The following is a 16499-nucleotide window of genomic DNA, read 5'->3' on the forward strand; positions in this document are numbered from 1 at the left end:
GCGGCCGCCGGCTCCGTGGGCCCGGGGCTGCCGGAGATTCCGGCGTTGTTGACCAGCACGTCGAGCCGGCCGAAGCGGTCGCCGATCCGGCCGGCGGCCGCCTCGATCGTCGCCGCGTCGGTGACGTCGAGCACGATGGCGTGCACGTCACCGCCGCCGTACCGGAGCGCCTCGGCCGCCTCCTCGCCACGCCCGAGATCCCTGGAGCCGAGAAGCACCGTCGCGCCGCGGTCCGCGAGCCGGCGGGCGACGGCCCGCCCCACTCCCCTGTTCGCCCCCGTGATCAGGGCGATCGTGCTGTCCGTCATGGGGACGACCTCACCACCGGGGGCCACGGCAGGACAATGCCCGGCTGAGTCTCGGCCGATACCCTCAGGGTATGGATCGCTTACAGACCCGCGAACTCGCGTTCTTCGTGGCGGTCGCCGAAGAACTGCACTTCGGGCGGGCGGCCGAGCGTCTCGGCATCGCGCAGCCGCCGCTGTCCAGGGCGATCGGCCGGCTGGAACGCCGGATGGGCGTGACCCTGCTGGAACGCAGCAGCCGAAGGGTCGCGCTCACCCCGGCCGGCGAGGTGTTCCTCACCGAGAGCCGCCGGGCCCTGGACGCGGTCGACGCAGCCGTGCGACGCGCCCAGCGGGCGGCCCGGCCCGTCTCGCGGCTGGTCGTGGCGATGAAACCCGGCGGTGACTGCGGCCTGCTGCCCGGCATCCTGGCCGCCTACGATGCCGAGCCGGACGCGGTCCCGGTCGACATCGTCCTGTGCGCGGCCCACGAGCGCGCCGGGATGATCCGCGACGGCCGCGCCGACGTCGGCCTGCTGCACCGCTCGAACACCGATCTGACCGGTCTGGACTTCGCGGAACTCCTGACCGAGGACCAGGTCGTCGTCCTCCCCCGGGGCCACCGCCTGGCCGGCCGGGCGAGCGTGCGCCTCGCCGACCTGGCCGGTGAGACGATGCCCCACTGGTCGGCCGACACCTCGAACGAGCTGTCCGTACGGGACGTCGGCCAGCTCCTGCAGCTCATCGCGCTCGGCCGCGCGGTCGCCGTGGTGCCCGCATCCGTACGCGGCCAGCTCCGCGACGACCTGGTCTGCGTACCGGTCACCGACGCCGAGCCCACCACCCTCGTCCTCGCCTGGCCACAAGGAGGCCGAGCACCCGCACTCGCGGCATTCGTCCGCACCGCAACCAGCGTCGCATCACGATGAGGAGGAGAGCGCCGTCAGGCCCCGACCCTGCCAGAGGTCATTGCTCGGCCAGGTCGAGGAAGGCCCGTACGGCAGGTCCGCAGTCGCTCGGCGACAGGACGGCCAGGGCGAGCGTCCGGGTGAGGCGCGGTTCGAGCGGCCTGGTCGTGACCGGTCCGAGCCGGGCCGGCAGGCCGAGCGTGGGCACGATGCTGACCCCCAGGCCCGCGGCCACCATTTCGAGGATGGCCGATTGGCCGCCGGCCTCGTAGGCGACGTCGAGCTGGACGTCGGCCCGGCGTGCCGCGTCGGTGATGAGCGGACGGCAGCCCGCCGTGGTGAGGATGAACGGCTGCCCGGCCAGGTCGGTGATGTGGACGGTCTCCTGCCCCGCCAGGCGATGGCCGGCCGGCACCACGGCGACCATCTCGTGCGTGCTGAGCGGGATCGTGTGCAGGCCGGGGGCCGGGAGCGTGACCACGCCGACCTCGGCCGCGCCCCCGCGCAGCCAGCCGCGGACGTCGTCGTCGGCCCCCTCGAACAGGCGTACCTGGACCTGGGGGTGGCGATCGGTGAAGGTCCGCAACCGGTGGGCGATGAGGGTGCCGGTGGCGCTGGGCAGGCTGGCCAGCCGGAGCGGCCCGGTGACCTCACCCGCGGCGGCCGCCACCTCCGCGCGGATCAGGTCGAAGTGGCGAAGAGCCTCACGGGCGCGAAGATGGGCGCGCCGCCCGGCCTCGGTGAGGGCGATGCCGTCGGTGTGACGGACGAACAGGGGTGCGCCGAGCTCGCGTTCGAGAGCGGCGACAGCGCGGCTGACCGCGGGCTGGGACATGCCGAGCAGGTCCGCCGCCGCGGTGAACCCGCCCTGCTCGGCCACCGCGATCAGCGCTCGGAGCTGCGTCAACGTCATGGGGCCATACCCTAAGCGGTATTTGACCGGCGGTGGCCCATTCCCTGATGGTTATGGCCATGTCCACACGCATGACGATCGACGTCGACGGCCGTACGGCCAGCTATCTGACGGCGGGCGAGCACGGCCCGCAGGTCCTGTTGCTCCACGGCACGTATTGGAGCCGCGTCTGGCTGCGGGTGCTCGACGACCTGGCCGCGGCCGGGTTGCGGCCGGTCGCCGTCGACCTCCCCGGCCTGGGCCGCTCGGAAGGGGAGCTGACGCTGGAGACGGCCACCGTGCCCGCGCTGGCCGCCTGGGTGACGCGGTTCGCGGCGGCGCTCGGCATGGACGCGCCCGCGGGCGTGGCCGGGCACGACATCGGCGGCGCGGTCGCCCAGCAGCTGCTGACCGGCGGCGAGCTGGCGGTTCCCCGGCTGGCGCTGGTCAACTCGGTGAGCTACGACTCCTGGCCGGTGCCCGGAGTGGCGCGCTACCGCGACCCCGCCGTGGTCGCCGCCACCACCGTGGAGGACCTGCTCGCCGCCCGGCGCGTGGCCGTCACCACCGCCTTGGCCCGGCCTGTCACCGAAGAAGAGATGGACGACTACCTCGACCCGTGGCGCGAACCACGCGTGGGACGGTCCTGGATGGCGCTGGCCGGCGCCGCCGACAGCCGATACACCCTCGACCTGATGCCCGCCCTGCTCGCCTGCGACGCGCCGAAGCTGCTGGTGTGGGGCGAGGACGACACCTTCCAGCAGGTCGGCTACGCGCAGCGGTTCGCCGACGAGGTGCCGAACACCACGCTGGTGCGGGTCCCCGAGGCCGGCCACATCCCCATGGAGAACGACCCCGCACTGGTCGCCCGCACGCTGGCGACGTTCTTCCTGGCTTGACGGGCCTCTCCCGTGACGCTTCCGGGGGCAGTCAGGCGCCGGACCAGAGGGCGGTGAGCAGCGCGTTCAGCCGCTCCGGCGCCTCGACGTGCGGGTAGTGGGCGCTGCCCGGCACCTGCTCGTGCCGGGCGCCGATCCGCTCGGCCGTGACCCGTGCGCAGGCCATGAGAGGGACGCCGCCGCGCTCCCGGTACGGCCCGGGCGCGCCCTCCCAGGTGCCCGAGACGACCAGCTTGGGAAAGGACGCCGCCTGTAGCGCGGGCAGCGGGAGGCCCGCCTCCCAGCAGACGCGTTCGCGCAGTGCCGTGGCGGCCGCGCGCAACCGCCGCTCGCCCGTGCCGGGCTCGGGCATGCCGGTCGAGCCGGCGGCGGCGCGCAGCCACTCCTCGGGCGTCAGGTCGGGAAGGTCGGCGTAGGCGGCGCGGTTGGCGCGCAACGCCTCGGCCACGGCGGGGTGGTCGGCGGCCGCCTGGTAGCTGCCCGGCTCGACCAAGGTGAGCGAGCGCACCGCCTCGGGCCGCCGCGCCGCCGCGATCATGGCTCCGACGGCGCCATAGGAGTGGCCGACCAGGTGCGCGCCCGCGCCGAGGAGTTCGGCGATGTCGTCGGCGTCGGCCAGGTAGTCGCCGGGGAACCTGTCCCCGGCGTCCGGGCTGCCGCCGTAGCCGCGGCGGTCCATCAGCAGCAACCGGAACCGGGCGGCCAGCGGGCGTTGCGCCGCGAACCCGTACACCGGGTCGTCGCCCCAGCTCGTGGAGCCGTGCACGAAGATCACCGGCGGCCCGGACTCGGGGCCGAGCGCGGTCACGTGCACGTCGCCCGGCAGCGGGCCGTTCGGGCGGAACATCAGGGCGGGCATCCGGCTCCTCCTTGAACGGTGTTTAATACTCTTGAACGTTGTATAAGGGAATGGAAGGCGACGTCAAGGCGGGTAGGGTGATCGCGTGCCGTCGTCAGAGTCCTCCGGCGGGTCCGTGTGGCTGCGTCCCGAGCGGCCGCCGCGCGACCGTCAGCTCACCCGCGAGCGGATCGTCGAGGTGGCGGTCGCCGTCCTCGACGCCGAGGGTCATCGCGGGCTGTCGATGCGCCGCGTCGCCACCGAGCTGGGGGTGACCGCCGGGTCGCTGTACTGGTACGTCCACACCAAGGACGACCTGCTGGAGCTGGCCCTCGACCGCGTGCTGGGCGAGGTGCGCGCCGGCCCCGGCACGTCCGGCTGGCGGGACGGCCTGGCGGCGCTGGCCCGCAGCAACCGCGCCATGCTGCTGCGCCACCGGTGGGCCCTGTCCGAGCTGACCGTGCGGCCCAACCTCGGCCCGAACGCGCTCGCCCTGGCCGAAACCGGGCTGCGCCTGCTGGAGAGCGCCGGGTTCGCCGGCTCCGACCTCGACGCCGCCATGGCCGCCGTCAACGACCACGTGGTCGGCGCGGTCATCGCGGAGGTCGCCTGGCGCGACACGCTGGCCCGGATGAGCGGGACCGGGTCCGGCTGGGACGAGCAGGCGGCCGATTACCTGCGCCAGGTCGCCGAACGCCACCCGACGCTGGCCGGCCGGATGGCCGCCACGGGCGAGATCGACGTCGAACGCGAGAGCGAGCGCCGCTTCACGTTCGGCCTCGACTGCCTCCTGGACGGCCTCGCCACCCGCTGCGCGCCCCCGTCATAGCGCCGGGGCCCGGTCCCGTCGCGGACCGGGCGTCACCAGTTGCGCACCTCGTGCGCCCACGCGATCAGACCCGCCACGAACCCCTGCCGGTCCGACGGCGAGAGGTTGTCCAGAACGCGCAGCAGCGGCGCGGCGCGCAGAGCGACGAACCCCTCGACCATGGCCCGATGGTCGGGGGCCAGCGACACCAGGGTGCGGCGGCGGTCGGCCGGATCCTCCCGGCGTTCGACCAGGCCGGCCCGGCTGAGGTCGCCCACCAGCTCGCTCGCCGTCGGCAGCGACACGCCCATCCTGTCGGCCAGCTCGCTCACGCTGAGCGACGACTCGACGGTCAGCTGCGGGATGACCGCGCCGTGCCTTCCGGTGAGCCCGTGGCTGCGGAAGATCTCCCGCATCCGGTCCGGCATCTCGGCCTGGGCCCGCCGGAAGTACGCCTCCACCAGGGGTACGAAGCCGAGGGCTTCCCTGACCTCCTCGGGGCGTGGCAGTCGCGGGGGCGAAACGGGGTCCGTCACGGTCACAGGTTACAGTGCCCATATCCAAACAGTTCGGATATCCGAAGTGAGGTAGACGTGATTCTGGTGACAGGCGCCACGGGAAACGTCGGACGTCAGCTGGTGGATCTGCTGCTCGGGGCGGGCGAGCAGGTCCGGGCGATCAGCCGCAACCCCGAGCGGGCCGGGCTGCCCGACGGCGTGGAGGTGGTCAAGGCCGACATGTCGCAGGCAGAGGATCTGCGGGTCGCGTTGCGGGGAGCGGACCGCGCGTTCCTGCTCCCGGCCGCCGGCCAGGTGGACGGCTTCCTGCGCGAGGCCGCGAGGGCCGGCCTCGGGCACGTGGTGCTGCTGTCCGCGCTGGCGGTGACCATGAAGCAGGCCGGCGTGCTGGGCAGCGCGCACGCCGAGTACGAGCGGGCCGTGGCCGGGTCGGGGCTGCCGTGGACGTTCCTGCGTCCCGGCGCGTTCATGGCGAACGACCTGCGGTGGGCGCCCGGCGTCAAGAACGGCGGCGTGGTGCGCGCTCCGTTCGCCGAGGCCGCCACCGCGCCGATCGACGAACGCGACATCGCCGCGGTGGCCGCGCGGACGCTGCTCGACGACGGGCACGCGGGCAAGGCGTACGAGCTGAGCGGGCCCGCCTCGCTGACGACGGCCGACCGGGTTCGGATCCTCGGCAAGGTCCTGGGCCGCGACCTGCGTCTGGAGGAACTGTCTCCCGAGCAGGCGCGCGAGCAGCTGATCGCGCATACCCCCGCGCCGGTCGTGGACTCGATGCTCACGCTGTTCGCCTCGTTCGTCGGCAGGGCCGCGGACGTGTCACCGGCCGTACGCGAACTGACCGGCGACGAGCCCCACACCTACGCCGACTGGGCGGCCCGCAACGCCGCGGCGTTCAGCTAAGAAGAGCAGTACGGCCCGCCCTCGCGGGGACGGGCAGCGTCGGACTCCGAATGGTTCGCATCCACAGTTGCTTCGTGATTGTCACGCTCTTTGCGGAATTACCCCGTCAGTGAGCAAGCACATAGGCGTGTTGCGGTGCGGACGAGGTCGGCGACGGCTTTGGATCTGCTGTGTGGCGGCCAGGCGATGACGGTCGTGACGGCCGGCGCGTCCGGGACCGGCACGATGGCGTAGTCGTCGCGCAGCTGGTCGCGGAGCGACTCGGGGACGACGGCGCAGGCCAGTCCGAGCGCGATCAGTTGAAACAGTTGGGTATGGTCGCGCACCTGCGGGCCGGGGCCGTCCGGATGGCCGCCATCCCGTCCGGGCCAGCGCGGCAGGGGCAGGTCCGTCTGGGCCTTGACCTCGGCCAACGACAGACACGCCCGGTTGGCGAGCGGATGCCCCTTGGGCAGGACCACGACCTGCTGTTCGGTGTGCAGATCCTCGGTGTCGAGTCCGGCCGTCGTGTCGTATGGCCGGTGGAGCAGAGCGACGTCGGTACGCCCGGTGCGCAGCAGACCCTCCGGCTCGCCCGGCCCGCACAGCATCACCTCGACGGGCACTGAGCCCGGTTCAGCGGCGTAGGCGTGCAGCAGCTTCGCCAGCAGTTCCCTGGACGCTCCGGCCTTGGTGGCCAGGACCACACCGGGCTGGTCGGCCGCGGCGCGGCGGGTGCGGCGCTCGGCGGCTTCGACCGCGTCGAGCGCGAGCCGGGCCTCCCGCAGCAGCACCGACCCGGCCTCGGTCAGGGCGACGGCGCGAGCGGTGCGGTGCAGCAGAACGACTCCGAGCCGCCGTTCCAGCTGCTGGATCGCCCGCGACAGTGGTGGTTGCGCCATCGAGAGCCGTTGTGCCGCCCGTCCGAAGTGCAACTCCTCGGCCACGGCGACGAAGTATCGCAACTCCCGCGTCTCCACCGGCTCATCGTATCCAGCGCTGACCACGGCCGATACCCGTGCGGTATCGCCGTCCACCTTACCGGTCTTGGACGCCCCACCCGAGTCCGCAACATGATCGACGGCATGAGCGAACGGACGATCGCGCTGGTGACCGGCGCGAACAAGGGAATCGGATACGAGATCGCCGCAGGGCTGGGCGCCCTTGGCTGGCGAATCGGCGTGGGCGCGAGGGACGGACATCGCCGCGACACCGCGGTCGAGAAGCTGCGCGCGGCCGGGATCGATGCGTTCGGCGTGCCCCTCGACGTCACCGACGACGAGAGTGTCGCCGCCGCGGCCGAGCTGATCGCCGGGCATGCCGGGGGGCTCGACGTCCTGGTCAACAATGCCGCGATCATCGGCGGAATGCCGCAGACACCGACCACGGTCGAGCCCGCGACCGTGCGAGCCGTCGTGGAGACCAACGTGATCGGCGTCATCCGGGTCACCAACGCAATGCTGCCGATGCTGCGCGACTCGGCAGCACCGCGGATCGTCAACATGTCCAGCAGCGTCGGCTCACTCGCCCTGCAAACCACACCGGGCATCGACATGGGCCCGGTTCCCGCCGCCTACCTGGCCTCGAAGACCTTCCTCAACGCCCTCACCATCCAATACGTCAAGGAACTGAGCGGCACCAACATCCTGATCAACTCCGGCTGCCCCGGCTACACCGCCACCGACCTCAACGGCTTCCAGGGCGTCCGCACGCCACAACAGGGCGCGGCCATCGCGATTCACCTCGCGACCCTGCCCGACGACGGACCGACCGGCGGATTCTTCGACGACGCCGGAAGCGTGCCCTGGTAACACCTTCCCGTTCTCGACGCCGGCCGCGCATCGCGCCACAGGAGAAGCAAGACCATGACCAAGGCAGTCAGATACGACGAGTTCGGTGGAATCGAGGTGCTGCGGGTCGACGAGGTCGACCGGCCGGCGCCCGGGAGCGGGCAGGTCCTCGTGCGGGTCAAGGCCGCAGGCATCAACCCCGGTGAGGCGGCCATACGCACCGGCGCGATGGCCGACATCTTTCCCTCGACCTTTCCGTCCGGGCAGGGCAGCGACCTCGCCGGGATCGTCGCCGAGGTCGGCGCCGGAGTCGACCGATTCGCGGTCGGCGACGAGGTGATCGGGTTCTCCGAGCGGCGGGCAGCACAGGCCGAGCTGGTCCTGGTCGACGTCGACAACCTCACCCCCAAGCCGGACAGCGTCTCATGGGAGGTGGCGGGCGGCCTGTACGTCGCCGGAGTGACCGCGTGGCGAGCAGTGCATTCCGTACAACTCGACATCGGGGAGACCGTCGTCGTCTCCGCGGCAGCCGGAGGAGTCGGCTCGCTCGCCGTGCAGTTCGCGCGCCGCGCCGGAGCCACGGTCATCGGCCTGGCGAGCGAGCACAACCATGGGTGGCTGCGAACACACGGCGTGATCCCGATCGCCTACGGTGACGGCGTCATCGACCGGATCAAGGCCGCCGCACCGAGCGGCATCGACGCCTTCATCGACGCCTACGGCGGCGGGTACGTCGAAATGGCCCTTGCCCTCGGCGTCGCCGCCGAACGGATCGACACCATCGCCGATTTCGCGGCGGCCGCGAGGTACGGGGTCAAGACCGAACCCGGAACCAACGGCAGGCCGGGCGCTGAGGTACTCGCCGAACTGGCCGCCCTGATCGCCGACGGGCACCTCGAAGTCCCGATCGCCAACGTCTACCCGCTGACGCAGGTCCGTCAGGCCTACACCGAACTCGAACGCCGACACACCCACGGCAAGATCGTGCTCAGCCCCTGACCGGCACCATGCGACGCAGCCCGCTCAAGACTCTGCTCAACCGCAGGCGGATCCCCGTCGGACTGTCCGGTTGCCCCTGATCGGCCGCGACAACGCGGGCGACACGTTCGGCAGATCCGTGCCTGCCGGACCTCCTCGTGGCAGGCGACGGTAGTTCCCCGCCGCCCTCCCCGCCGCGATGACGATGGCAGAGACGTTTTCGTGGGCACCCGTAGTGGGGCTTATGTGGCCGGAGGGACAGTAATCTCTCTCTCGAATACAGAACGGAGTTGAACGAATACTCAAAGAGACGCATCGATGCGCGTACAACCCGCGCCTGTTCAGTGGCTCGTCCCCACCGAAGGGCGGAAGGCCCTCATCCGGAAGGTGTGCCAGACATGTCAGCACCCAACACCGCGTCTCCCCAGCAGGGAGCCTCGAAAGTATGGCTCCAGACGGGCCCGCTCGCCTTCGGCCACCCGCTGAGGGGTGCCGACCGTGTCCACGAGAAGGTCTCTGAGGTTCCGGATCTGCAGATCCCCTTCCCCGGTGTATGGGAGGTCTCCTATCACGCCCTCCACGCGGTGGCTGTGGTGTCGCCGCATCTGTATGTCCACACAGCGTTGTTCATCAATGGCGTGCTCCTTCCCGGCAGTGAGGCACAGAGCGGCCTGGCCGGTGTCAATGCAACACTGCGAGCCACCGCCGGGCAGACGCTCCTGCAGACCTTCGCCGCCGGAGACGTCGTGACACTTCACGCCTACCGCATCGGGACCGGCGAGGCCGTCATCGAGAGTGGTGGCGATGGGCGCACCGGAATCATGGCGCACTGGGTGAGCGCCGTCTGAGCGCCGACACCCGCAGGCGAAACGACTGGGGACCGTACTGCTCGGCGGCGAACGTCAAACTGTCGTCGTCGCCCGCTGCCGCCACATATCACTCCAAGTGTTCAAATATGTACATTCAGTAGCAAGGACCGGGATTCTGATCACATAGCGCGAAACCCGGAAAGCCGTACTCTCACCACAAGGAGCCCCCGCATGAGCATGATCCAAACCGGCATCCTCGACCTGGACTCCACCCACCCCGTGGCCACCACCGGCGGCGACACCTCCACCTTCACCCAGGTGACGTTCCCGACCCCGTTCCCCGCCGGGGCACGCGTGATCGTCATCCCCTTCGTCCAGACCTTCAACGGACCCGAGACCCCCGGCCTCAGAATCGCGGACGTGACGCCGCAGGGCTTCCGGATCCGCATCAACGAGATCCTCGCCGGCGCCACCAAGAGCGACGGACACCACACCCGCGAAACCATCGGCTGGCTGGCCACCACCGTCTGACTCCGACCAGCCACAAGAGGTCAGCCCCTCCAGACCTGGAGGGGCTGACCTGAAGCCGGAAACACACCCTCCGGCCGCCGCGATCATCCGGGCATGCCGTGCAGGTGTGGCCGCCTGCCGATCGCTTTCCAGATCTCGCGACGTCGGCGCCTTGGAGACCGGCCCGTAGCGAGCCAGTGCCGACAGCCTGCCCGCCGGCACCAGGTCCACGCCCGGCGAGCCTCACTGTCAGTCGATGCCTTCGATGATGCGGAAGTCGCGCTGGACGCCGTCGGGGAATGCCACCAGCGCCTTCTGGTAAGCCTCGCTCTCGTATGCCGCGACGGCCTGGTCAAAGCTGTCGAACTCGATCAGCACGACACGTTGCGTGATTCCGGCCTCGTGGGCGACGACTCGACCGCCACGGGACGGGAGGAGGGCCAGGTTGCGCCCGCCCCCAGCCTGGACAGCCGGACCGGCCAGCTTGTCGTAGGCAGTCAGGGCCTCAGAATCGGAAATGGCGGGGTAGACACTGACCCAGTAGCCCTTAGCCATGGAAACCTCCTGTATTTGGCCGGACACGTCCGACTTCGAATTGACCCTCAAATCGGCCGATCCCGGCGACGGGTGCTGCGGCCGGTTGAATCGCCATATGCGCAGGTTAGGGCTCGATGTACGGCCGAGGGAAAGACCGATTCTGGATAGACTCAGAACGAATCGTTATCAATCGGCGGGGAGGGCGCGTGGCGCCGGACACGGTGAGCCTGCGGTACTTCCTGGTGCTGGCGCAGGAGTTGAACTTCACCCGCGCGGCCGCACGGATCGGTATCGCACAGCCCGCACTCAGCGCCCGGATGCGCCGATTGGAGGCGGAACTCGGCACGGCCCTGCTGGTCCGCAACACGCGTAGCGTCGTGTTGACCACGGCCGGTGCCGCCTTGGCGGAGTCCGCGCCGCCCGCGCTGGCGGCGCTGGACCGGGCCTGGGACACCGCCCGGAGCGCGGCGGCCGGCGAACTGGGCACGCTGCGCATCGGTTACAGCCTCAGCGCCGGGGCCGAGACGGTACCGGCCCTGGTGGACAGGCTGACTCGCGGCAATAGCGGACTCGAGGTCAGCGCGGTCCCGATGGCGACACCGGAGATCACCCCCGCGGTCGCCGACGGCCGCATCGAGGCCGGGATCACCCGCGGTGAACAGCCGGGCCGTGGCGTGCGCCGGTTCCTGCTGCGGCGCATGCGCGTCGGGGTCCAGCTGGCGCAGCACCATCCGCTGGCCGAACACCCGGAGATCGAGATCGCCGTCGCGGCCGCGTATCCGCTGCGGCTTCCGGACCGTGCGGCCAACCCCGTGATCCACGATCAGCTGTCCGCACTGTTCCGAGACGCCCGACCATACCCGCGATTCCACACGCCCGCAGTCTCCTTCGACATGTCCCAACGTGATCTGCGCGACGGGGTCACCCTCGCCCCGGCCGGAGAAGCCGCGGTCACGACACAACCGGCCGGTCTCACCTGGCGACCGCTGCGCGGCGCGCCCAGCCTGACGATCCACGTGGTCCTCCCGCGCGAGCAGTCGCCGCTTCACCGCCGCATCCGTGCCGTCGCAAAAGCCCTGGCGCACGAGCTGCACTGGCTGTCGGACTGACGCGCAAGAGGCCAAGCGAGACGGACGCCTGCGGTAGCGAGGTAGGGCTTTACACGGACACCTACTGTCGAAGGTCGGTCATCGCGGGACCGGCCGGGACGGCGGGGGTTCGGGGCCATGTCCAGGCGGAGCGCAGGATGAAGGCCAGGAGCAGCACTTCGATCCCGATGGAAAGGCCGTAGAAGGGGGCCCAGTCCCAGGACTCCCCTACCGCGTTGAACACCGAGTAGGGGATGTAGAGCGATGCGACGACGAGGTTCGTGGCGCGGTTCACCCGGGCGGGCAGCGTCATGGAGAGCATCACCATCAGGGCCGGGATCGCCACGGACGCGAGCATCATGGTCAACAACGTCGGGCTGACGTCGAACTCGAAGACGACGCCGGCACGGAGGTTGTCGATGACGCCGGGCTTGTGGAGGTGGAAGTAGTCGACGTAGATGTAGAGGAACATGAAGCTGGTCCATGCGGCGGCGAGCTTGGCGTGGACGGGGACCGGCCGGTTGTCGAGCAGGGTCGCGGTTTTCGTTCGGGTGGTCATCGGTTCTTCTTTCGAGAGGAGCGGTCCCTCCGCCGGAGTGGCGGCAGGGATGTACCGAGGCCGCGCCCACCTGGACGAGCACATCGCCTCGGCCGGGCAGCGGTAGCCCGGACCTCGGACGACTCGAGCGCTTAGGGCAGGCCGTAACGGGGCTGGCCGGCGGCCCGCATCGCCGTCGTCCCGGCCGGACTCGCCCCCGGCGCCAGGCGCGCTCCGGCACTCGACCGCTGTTCGATTCCCACAAGCCTCCTCACGTCCGAGCAACGTCTCCGGCCGGTTCGTACACCGTACGTCGTACAGCGTACTACTGGTAGTACGCTGTACCATGACCGTGCGCTGGACGATTGTCAAGCCGTTCGAGCGAGCGAGAGGAGACCCGTGTCTGCGAAGGAACAACGCCAGGTGGCGTCAGACGCGGCGCTGAGCAGGCAACGGGTGGTGGTCGAGGCGGTCCGGCTCGCCGACCGCGAGGGGGTCGACGGGCTGAGCATGCGCCGGCTGGCCGGCGCGCTCGGCGCGGGCGCGATGTCGCTTTACTACTACGTGGCGAACAAGGAAGAGTTGCTGGACGCCATGATCGACGTCGTGTTCGAGGAGATCGAGCTCCCGCCCGAAGAGACCGACTGGCAGTCAGCGATGCGATGCCGGGCGGTATCCGCCCGACAGGTTCTCGCACGCCACCCGTGGGCGATCGGCCTGATGGAGTCGCGGACATCGCCGGGTCCCGCGAACCTCCGCCACCGCGAAGCGGTCACCGCCTGCCTGCGGAGGGCCGGCTTCCCGGTCTTGATGGCGACGCACGCCAACTGGTTGATCGACAGCTATGTCTACGGTTTCGCCCTGCAGGAGGCCAGCCTGCCGTTCGACACCGCCGATGAGTTCGCGGACATGACCGAGGACGTCTTCCTGCCCCAGCTTCCTCCTGACGAATTCCCCTACCTCAACGAGTCCGCCGCGGTGCTCGCCGCTGCCGGCTACGACCCGGCGGAGGAGTTCACCTTCGGGCTCGACCTCGTCCTGGCCGCCCTGGAGCCCCTGCGAGTGCCTACGTGAGCCTCCATCGGTGATGTCGTCATGTGATCGTGCGGGTTTGTAGTGTTACCGGTCCTCGCGGCATGGAAGGCCGCGCACCCCTCGGTCAGTCCCCGCCACCACGACCGGCCGGGACGTCGCCAGAAGGTGCCGGGACGCAAGCGTGGCCTGGCCGTAGACGTGCCGGGCCCGGTCATCGCGGTCGTCGTGCTCGCGGGCCTCAGCCCACGGGAACACGGTCGTCGCTCATGGCGCCGGCCTGGGGATCGCCATGGACATCGTCGAACGCAACCCCGCCGACAGGCTGCAGGCCGCGGGCGTTGTAGCGCGGACAGGGCCGCGACCAGCTGTTTGTAATGACTTTGTAGCGACTCTCTAGGGGATCTCTGGCAGCGGCTCCCACTCTTGATCGCAGAGGGCGCGATCGGTGCGCCCCCTGAGGAACTGGGAGTTCGTCATGGTCAAGACCGCCCGTCGTTACGCGAAGTACGCCGTCAGCACCCTGTCCAGCGCCATCTTCGGGCTGCAGGTCTGACGAACAGCGAGTGATCCCCCGGGAGCTCTCCCGGGGGACACCACGACGGGAGGAAAGCGGCGTGTTCGGCACCGCGGTACGCCAGCTCGGCTACGCCTGGTCGATGATGTCGGGGCGCAGGTTCCGGCTGCGGGACGTCTACACGCTGGTCGACGACATGCGCGAGACGCTGGAGACGTTCGGCTCGCCCGGCGAGGGCGCCGACGACCTGATCGCGGGCAACGACCCCGAGCTCCAGGAGGACCTCACCCGGCGGCGGCTGCGGCGCACGGTGGCCCACGCGGCGGCGGAGAGCCCCTACTACCGGCGGTGGTTCGCGGAGCACGGCGTGGACCCGGCCTCGATCACCCCGCAAACCCTGTCCTCGATCGCCCCCACCTCCAAGGCCGACCTGCGCGGCAGGCCGGCGGCGTTCGTCTCCGACCTGGCCAGGCCATCCGTGCTCGCGCACACGACGGGCACGACGGGCACGCCCACGCTGGTGTGGTTCTCCGCCTACGAGATCGAGCTGCTGTCATGCCTGTCGGCGCTCTCGCTCATGATGTCCGGGAACGTGCGCACGGACGACGTGTGGGCCAACGCGAGCAGCTCGCGGTCCGTCGCGCAGATCCTCACCGAACGGGCCGTCACCCGTACCGGGGCCGTGTTCGCGCACCTGGGCACCATCGACCCGGCCGCCACGCTCGACCGGCTGGCCACTCCGCTGCACGTACCGGGCAAGCGCGCGCAGATGTCCCATCTCAACGTGCCGGCCTCCCACCTCGCGGCGCTCGTGCAGGAGGCCGAGCGGGGCGGCTGGCGGGCCGCCGACTTCGCGCTGACCACCATCTGGTCCGGCGGCGAGGTCCTCACCGACGCGCTGCGCGAGCGGGCGGAGCACGCGTTCGGGGCCGAGGTCCGCGACGGGTACGGCATGACCGAGATCGCCCCGGTGTCCGGCCGCGTCTGCCCCGACGGTCATCTGCACCTGTCCGCCGACCAGGGCCTGGTCGAGATACTCGACCCCGAGACCCTGGCCCCCGCCGCTCCCGGCCAGGTCGGCACGATCGTCGTGACGCCGTACTCCACGTTTCGCGACACCACGCTCCTGCTCAGGTACGTCACCGGCGACCTCGTCCAGGTTCTGGCCGAGCCCCCGACGTGCGCCCTCGCCGCCCTGCCCGCCACCTCGCGGGTGCTCGGCCGCAGGTCGCCCGGCGGGCTGACCACGCGTGACGTGCTGGACCTGCTGCAGGCCGAGCATGCGCTGCCGCTGCCCACCCGGTACGCCCTGGAGGACACCGTCCTGTACGTCGTCGCTGGCAAGGCCGAGCAGGGCCTGCTCGGCCGGCTGGAGGAGCGCGCCCACGGGCTGCCCCTGACCGGCATCGTTCTGGTCGAGACCGCCGAGGACCTGCCCACGCCCTGCCGGCTGCGCACGGACCTGCTGGAGATCAGCTTCGAGCGAGGACTGTGATGACCCCGTACGTGCTCGCCCTGTACGCCCTCGTCGCTGCGGCCGTCGCGCTCACCGCCGCGTACCTGCGCCGTTACGTCATGCCCAGACCGCCGGTCGGCCGGATGGTGGGCGCGGACATCGCGGTCATGGTGGTGACGCTGGTCGTGATGCCGTTCGCGTACCTGCACCTGCCCACGGGCGTCGTCGTGTCGATCTTCGGGCTCGTGGTCCTGACGTTGACCCAGCTCACCCTCGCCCCCGTGCTGGGCGGCCGGTGGGGCATGATCGCCGCCCTGCTCCTGTGCGCCGCCGACGTCACCGCCTTCGCGCTGGGATGGCCGGCCGCGCTCCTTGTGATCAACGACGCCCTGCTGATCCTGCTCGTCGTCGGCGTGGTGAACATGTGGGTGCAGGCGGCGATCACGCCCGCGCAGGTGGCCGCGCTGGCCGCTGCCCTCACCCTGTACGACACGCTGGCCACCGGGCTGACGTCGCTCACCGCCGACTTCGTCCAGCGGATGCAGGGGCTGCCGTTCGCGCCCGTGCTGGCCTCCTCCTATGGCGACGATCCCGCCCTCATCGGGCTCGGCGACTGCCTGATGTTGTCGATCTGGCCGGTGGTGGCGCTGCGGGCGTACGGGAAGGCGGCCGCGTGGTGTGCCGCCGGCCTGGAGGCCGTCCTGCTGGCTCTGTCCATCGCCTTCGTCCTGTCCCATGGCCGGCTGCTGCCGCTGCTGACCGTGCTCGGGCCGTTGATCGTCGTGCAGTGGCTGTACTGGCGGCGGTGGCAGGCCCGCCGGACGCCCGCCCCGGCCCGGCCGGAGGTGAACCGGGCGCTGGAGGTGAACCGGGCGCTGGAGGTGGCCGACGCGCCCGCCGGGATGTGGGCCGCCCTGTCGCCCGAGGGCGTGCTGGTCGCCGAGGGCGCCACACCGGGGCTGGCGCGCAAGGAGGCCAGGCTGGCGGGAACGCAGGGCGTGCCGGTCGTGTGGCGGCTCGGCGAATAGCGTCGGTCAGGGCGCCAGGAACGCGGCCACCTCCCGCCCCTCCGCCGCGTCGCCGAACAGGACGAGGGAGCCGCGCCACGCCGCCGCGGCCTCCTCGTGCCGCCCCAGCAGGGCGTAGGCCCGGCCCAGCTCCCTGAGAACGCGGGCTCGCCACACCGGAGGACCGTCGCCGCCGAGCCGTTCCAGC

Annotated in this window: 20 protein-coding genes; 12 read left to right on the plus strand and 8 right to left on the minus strand. The window is 71.0% G+C overall.

The window, feature by feature from the left end:
- On the minus strand, positions 1-308 hold a 308-nt coding region (locus tag ACWCSD_RS29370), incomplete at its 3' end, for an SDR family NAD(P)-dependent oxidoreductase (protein WP_449919589.1).
- 71 nt (positions 309-379) lie between these two features.
- Between ACWCSD_RS29370 and ACWCSD_RS29375 the strand changes: the two genes are divergently transcribed.
- The gene (locus ACWCSD_RS29375; RefSeq protein WP_397157231.1) at positions 380-1213 is read left to right on the plus strand and encodes a LysR family transcriptional regulator; all 834 of its coding nucleotides are present in this window, start codon (positions 380-382) and stop codon (positions 1211-1213) included.
- A 37-nt stretch (positions 1214-1250) separates the two neighbouring features.
- Here the strand turns inward: ACWCSD_RS29375 and ACWCSD_RS29380 are convergent, their stop codons facing one another.
- Positions 1251-2105 (minus strand): LysR family transcriptional regulator, encoded by an 855-nt coding sequence (locus ACWCSD_RS29380; RefSeq protein ID WP_397157232.1) that lies wholly within the window; start codon positions 2103-2105, stop codon positions 1251-1253.
- Between the two features lie 59 nt (positions 2106-2164).
- Here ACWCSD_RS29380 and ACWCSD_RS29385 point away from each other — a divergent pair, with 59 nt between their 5' ends.
- Entirely contained in the window at positions 2165-2983 is an 819-nt protein-coding gene (locus ACWCSD_RS29385; RefSeq protein WP_449919592.1) for an alpha/beta fold hydrolase, read from the plus strand.
- 31 nt (positions 2984-3014) lie between these two features.
- On the opposite strand, the gene ACWCSD_RS29390 is transcribed toward ACWCSD_RS29385, so the two are convergent.
- Positions 3015-3842, minus strand: coding sequence for an alpha/beta fold hydrolase (locus ACWCSD_RS29390; RefSeq protein WP_449919595.1), 828 nt, complete (start codon positions 3840-3842; stop codon positions 3015-3017).
- Positions 3843-3927: 85 nt separating this feature from the next.
- Between ACWCSD_RS29390 and ACWCSD_RS29395 the strand changes: the two genes are divergently transcribed.
- Entirely contained in the window at positions 3928-4650 is a 723-nt protein-coding gene (locus ACWCSD_RS29395; RefSeq protein WP_449919598.1) for a TetR/AcrR family transcriptional regulator C-terminal domain-containing protein, read from the plus strand.
- A 32-nt stretch (positions 4651-4682) separates the two neighbouring features.
- On the opposite strand, the gene ACWCSD_RS29400 is transcribed toward ACWCSD_RS29395, so the two are convergent.
- Positions 4683-5165 (minus strand): MarR family winged helix-turn-helix transcriptional regulator, encoded by a 483-nt coding sequence (locus tag ACWCSD_RS29400; RefSeq protein WP_449919601.1) that lies wholly within the window; start codon positions 5163-5165, stop codon positions 4683-4685.
- Positions 5166-5222: 57 nt separating this feature from the next.
- Between ACWCSD_RS29400 and ACWCSD_RS29405 the strand changes: the two genes are divergently transcribed.
- A complete protein-coding gene (locus tag ACWCSD_RS29405; RefSeq protein WP_449919604.1) occupies positions 5223-6050 on the plus strand; it encodes an SDR family oxidoreductase in 828 nt (275 codons plus the stop codon).
- Positions 6051-6148: 98 nt separating this feature from the next.
- On the opposite strand, the gene ACWCSD_RS29410 is transcribed toward ACWCSD_RS29405, so the two are convergent.
- On the minus strand, positions 6149-7009 hold the full coding sequence (locus tag ACWCSD_RS29410; RefSeq protein WP_449919607.1) for a LysR family transcriptional regulator: 861 nt from the start codon (positions 7007-7009) through the stop codon (positions 6149-6151).
- Between the two features lie 93 nt (positions 7010-7102).
- Here ACWCSD_RS29410 and ACWCSD_RS29415 point away from each other — a divergent pair, with 93 nt between their 5' ends.
- The 4 genes from ACWCSD_RS29415 (at position 7103) to ACWCSD_RS29430 (ending at position 10137) form a co-directional block, all read left to right on the plus strand.
- Entirely contained in the window at positions 7103-7840 is a 738-nt protein-coding gene (locus ACWCSD_RS29415) for an SDR family oxidoreductase (RefSeq protein WP_449919609.1), read from the plus strand.
- Positions 7841-7894: 54 nt separating this feature from the next.
- Entirely contained in the window at positions 7895-8818 is a 924-nt protein-coding gene (locus ACWCSD_RS29420) for an NADP-dependent oxidoreductase (protein ID WP_449919610.1), read from the plus strand.
- 377 nt (positions 8819-9195) lie between these two features.
- Positions 9196-9645, plus strand: coding sequence for a hypothetical protein (locus tag ACWCSD_RS29425; RefSeq protein ID WP_397157245.1), 450 nt, complete (start codon positions 9196-9198; stop codon positions 9643-9645).
- A 192-nt stretch (positions 9646-9837) separates the two neighbouring features.
- Entirely contained in the window at positions 9838-10137 is a 300-nt protein-coding gene (locus tag ACWCSD_RS29430; RefSeq protein WP_397157247.1) for a hypothetical protein, read from the plus strand.
- Between the two features lie 228 nt (positions 10138-10365).
- Here ACWCSD_RS29430 and ACWCSD_RS29435 read toward each other — a convergent pair whose 3' ends face one another.
- The gene (locus tag ACWCSD_RS29435; RefSeq protein ID WP_397157249.1) at positions 10366-10671 is read right to left on the minus strand and encodes a DUF1330 domain-containing protein; all 306 of its coding nucleotides are present in this window, start codon (positions 10669-10671) and stop codon (positions 10366-10368) included.
- A 188-nt stretch (positions 10672-10859) separates the two neighbouring features.
- On the opposite strand from ACWCSD_RS29435, the gene ACWCSD_RS29440 reads away from it, so the two are divergent.
- Positions 10860-11762 (plus strand): LysR family transcriptional regulator, encoded by a 903-nt coding sequence (locus tag ACWCSD_RS29440; protein WP_449919612.1) that lies wholly within the window; start codon positions 10860-10862, stop codon positions 11760-11762.
- Between the two features lie 61 nt (positions 11763-11823).
- On the opposite strand, the gene ACWCSD_RS29445 is transcribed toward ACWCSD_RS29440, so the two are convergent.
- A complete protein-coding gene (locus ACWCSD_RS29445) occupies positions 11824-12300 on the minus strand; it encodes a DUF6326 family protein (protein ID WP_397157254.1) in 477 nt (158 codons plus the stop codon).
- Between the two features lie 378 nt (positions 12301-12678).
- On the opposite strand from ACWCSD_RS29445, the gene ACWCSD_RS29450 reads away from it, so the two are divergent.
- The 3 genes from ACWCSD_RS29450 (at position 12679) to ACWCSD_RS29460 (ending at position 16312) form a co-directional block, all read left to right on the plus strand.
- Positions 12679-13353: a TetR/AcrR family transcriptional regulator C-terminal domain-containing protein gene (locus tag ACWCSD_RS29450; protein ID WP_397157256.1), complete on the plus strand. Its 675-nt coding sequence runs from the start codon at positions 12679-12681 to the stop codon at positions 13351-13353.
- Positions 13354-13928: 575 nt separating this feature from the next.
- The gene (locus ACWCSD_RS29455; protein ID WP_449919616.1) at positions 13929-15323 is read left to right on the plus strand and encodes a phenylacetate--CoA ligase family protein; all 1395 of its coding nucleotides are present in this window, start codon (positions 13929-13931) and stop codon (positions 15321-15323) included.
- Complete coding sequence (locus ACWCSD_RS29460; RefSeq protein WP_449919618.1) at positions 15323-16312, plus strand: hypothetical protein; 990 nt, start codon at positions 15323-15325, stop codon at positions 16310-16312. The genes ACWCSD_RS29455 and ACWCSD_RS29460 overlap by 1 nt, the downstream gene beginning before the upstream one ends.
- Before the next feature lie 6 nt (positions 16313-16318).
- Here ACWCSD_RS29460 and ACWCSD_RS29465 read toward each other — a convergent pair.
- On the minus strand, positions 16319-16499 hold a 181-nt coding region (locus ACWCSD_RS29465), incomplete at its 5' end, for a hypothetical protein (RefSeq protein WP_449919620.1).

The organism is Nonomuraea sp. NPDC001684, assembly GCF_053596515.1.

What these genes read in the sequence shown, in the direction of transcription:
- ACWCSD_RS29375 (WP_397157231.1), top strand. Translation starts at nt 380, where the DNA reads ATGGATCGCTTACAGACCCGCGAACTCGCGTTCTTCGTGGCGGTCGCC.
- ACWCSD_RS29380 (WP_397157232.1), bottom strand. Translation starts at nt 2,105, where the DNA reads ATGACGTTGACGCAGCTCCGAGCGCTGATCGCGGTGGCCGAGCAGGGC.
- ACWCSD_RS29385 (WP_449919592.1), top strand. Translation starts at nt 2,165, where the DNA reads ATGTCCACACGCATGACGATCGACGTCGACGGCCGTACGGCCAGCTAT.
- ACWCSD_RS29390 (WP_449919595.1), bottom strand. Translation starts at nt 3,842, where the DNA reads ATGCCCGCCCTGATGTTCCGCCCGAACGGCCCGCTGCCGGGCGACGTG.
- ACWCSD_RS29415 (WP_449919609.1), top strand. Translation starts at nt 7,103, where the DNA reads ATGATCGACGGCATGAGCGAACGGACGATCGCGCTGGTGACCGGCGCG.
- ACWCSD_RS29420 (WP_449919610.1), top strand. Translation starts at nt 7,895, where the DNA reads ATGACCAAGGCAGTCAGATACGACGAGTTCGGTGGAATCGAGGTGCTG.
- ACWCSD_RS29425 (WP_397157245.1), top strand. Translation starts at nt 9,196, where the DNA reads ATGTCAGCACCCAACACCGCGTCTCCCCAGCAGGGAGCCTCGAAAGTA.
- ACWCSD_RS29430 (WP_397157247.1), top strand. Translation starts at nt 9,838, where the DNA reads ATGAGCATGATCCAAACCGGCATCCTCGACCTGGACTCCACCCACCCC.
- ACWCSD_RS29435 (WP_397157249.1), bottom strand. Translation starts at nt 10,671, where the DNA reads ATGGCTAAGGGCTACTGGGTCAGTGTCTACCCCGCCATTTCCGATTCT.
- ACWCSD_RS29445 (WP_397157254.1), bottom strand. Translation starts at nt 12,300, where the DNA reads ATGACCACCCGAACGAAAACCGCGACCCTGCTCGACAACCGGCCGGTC.
- ACWCSD_RS29460 (WP_449919618.1), top strand. Translation starts at nt 15,323, where the DNA reads ATGACCCCGTACGTGCTCGCCCTGTACGCCCTCGTCGCTGCGGCCGTC.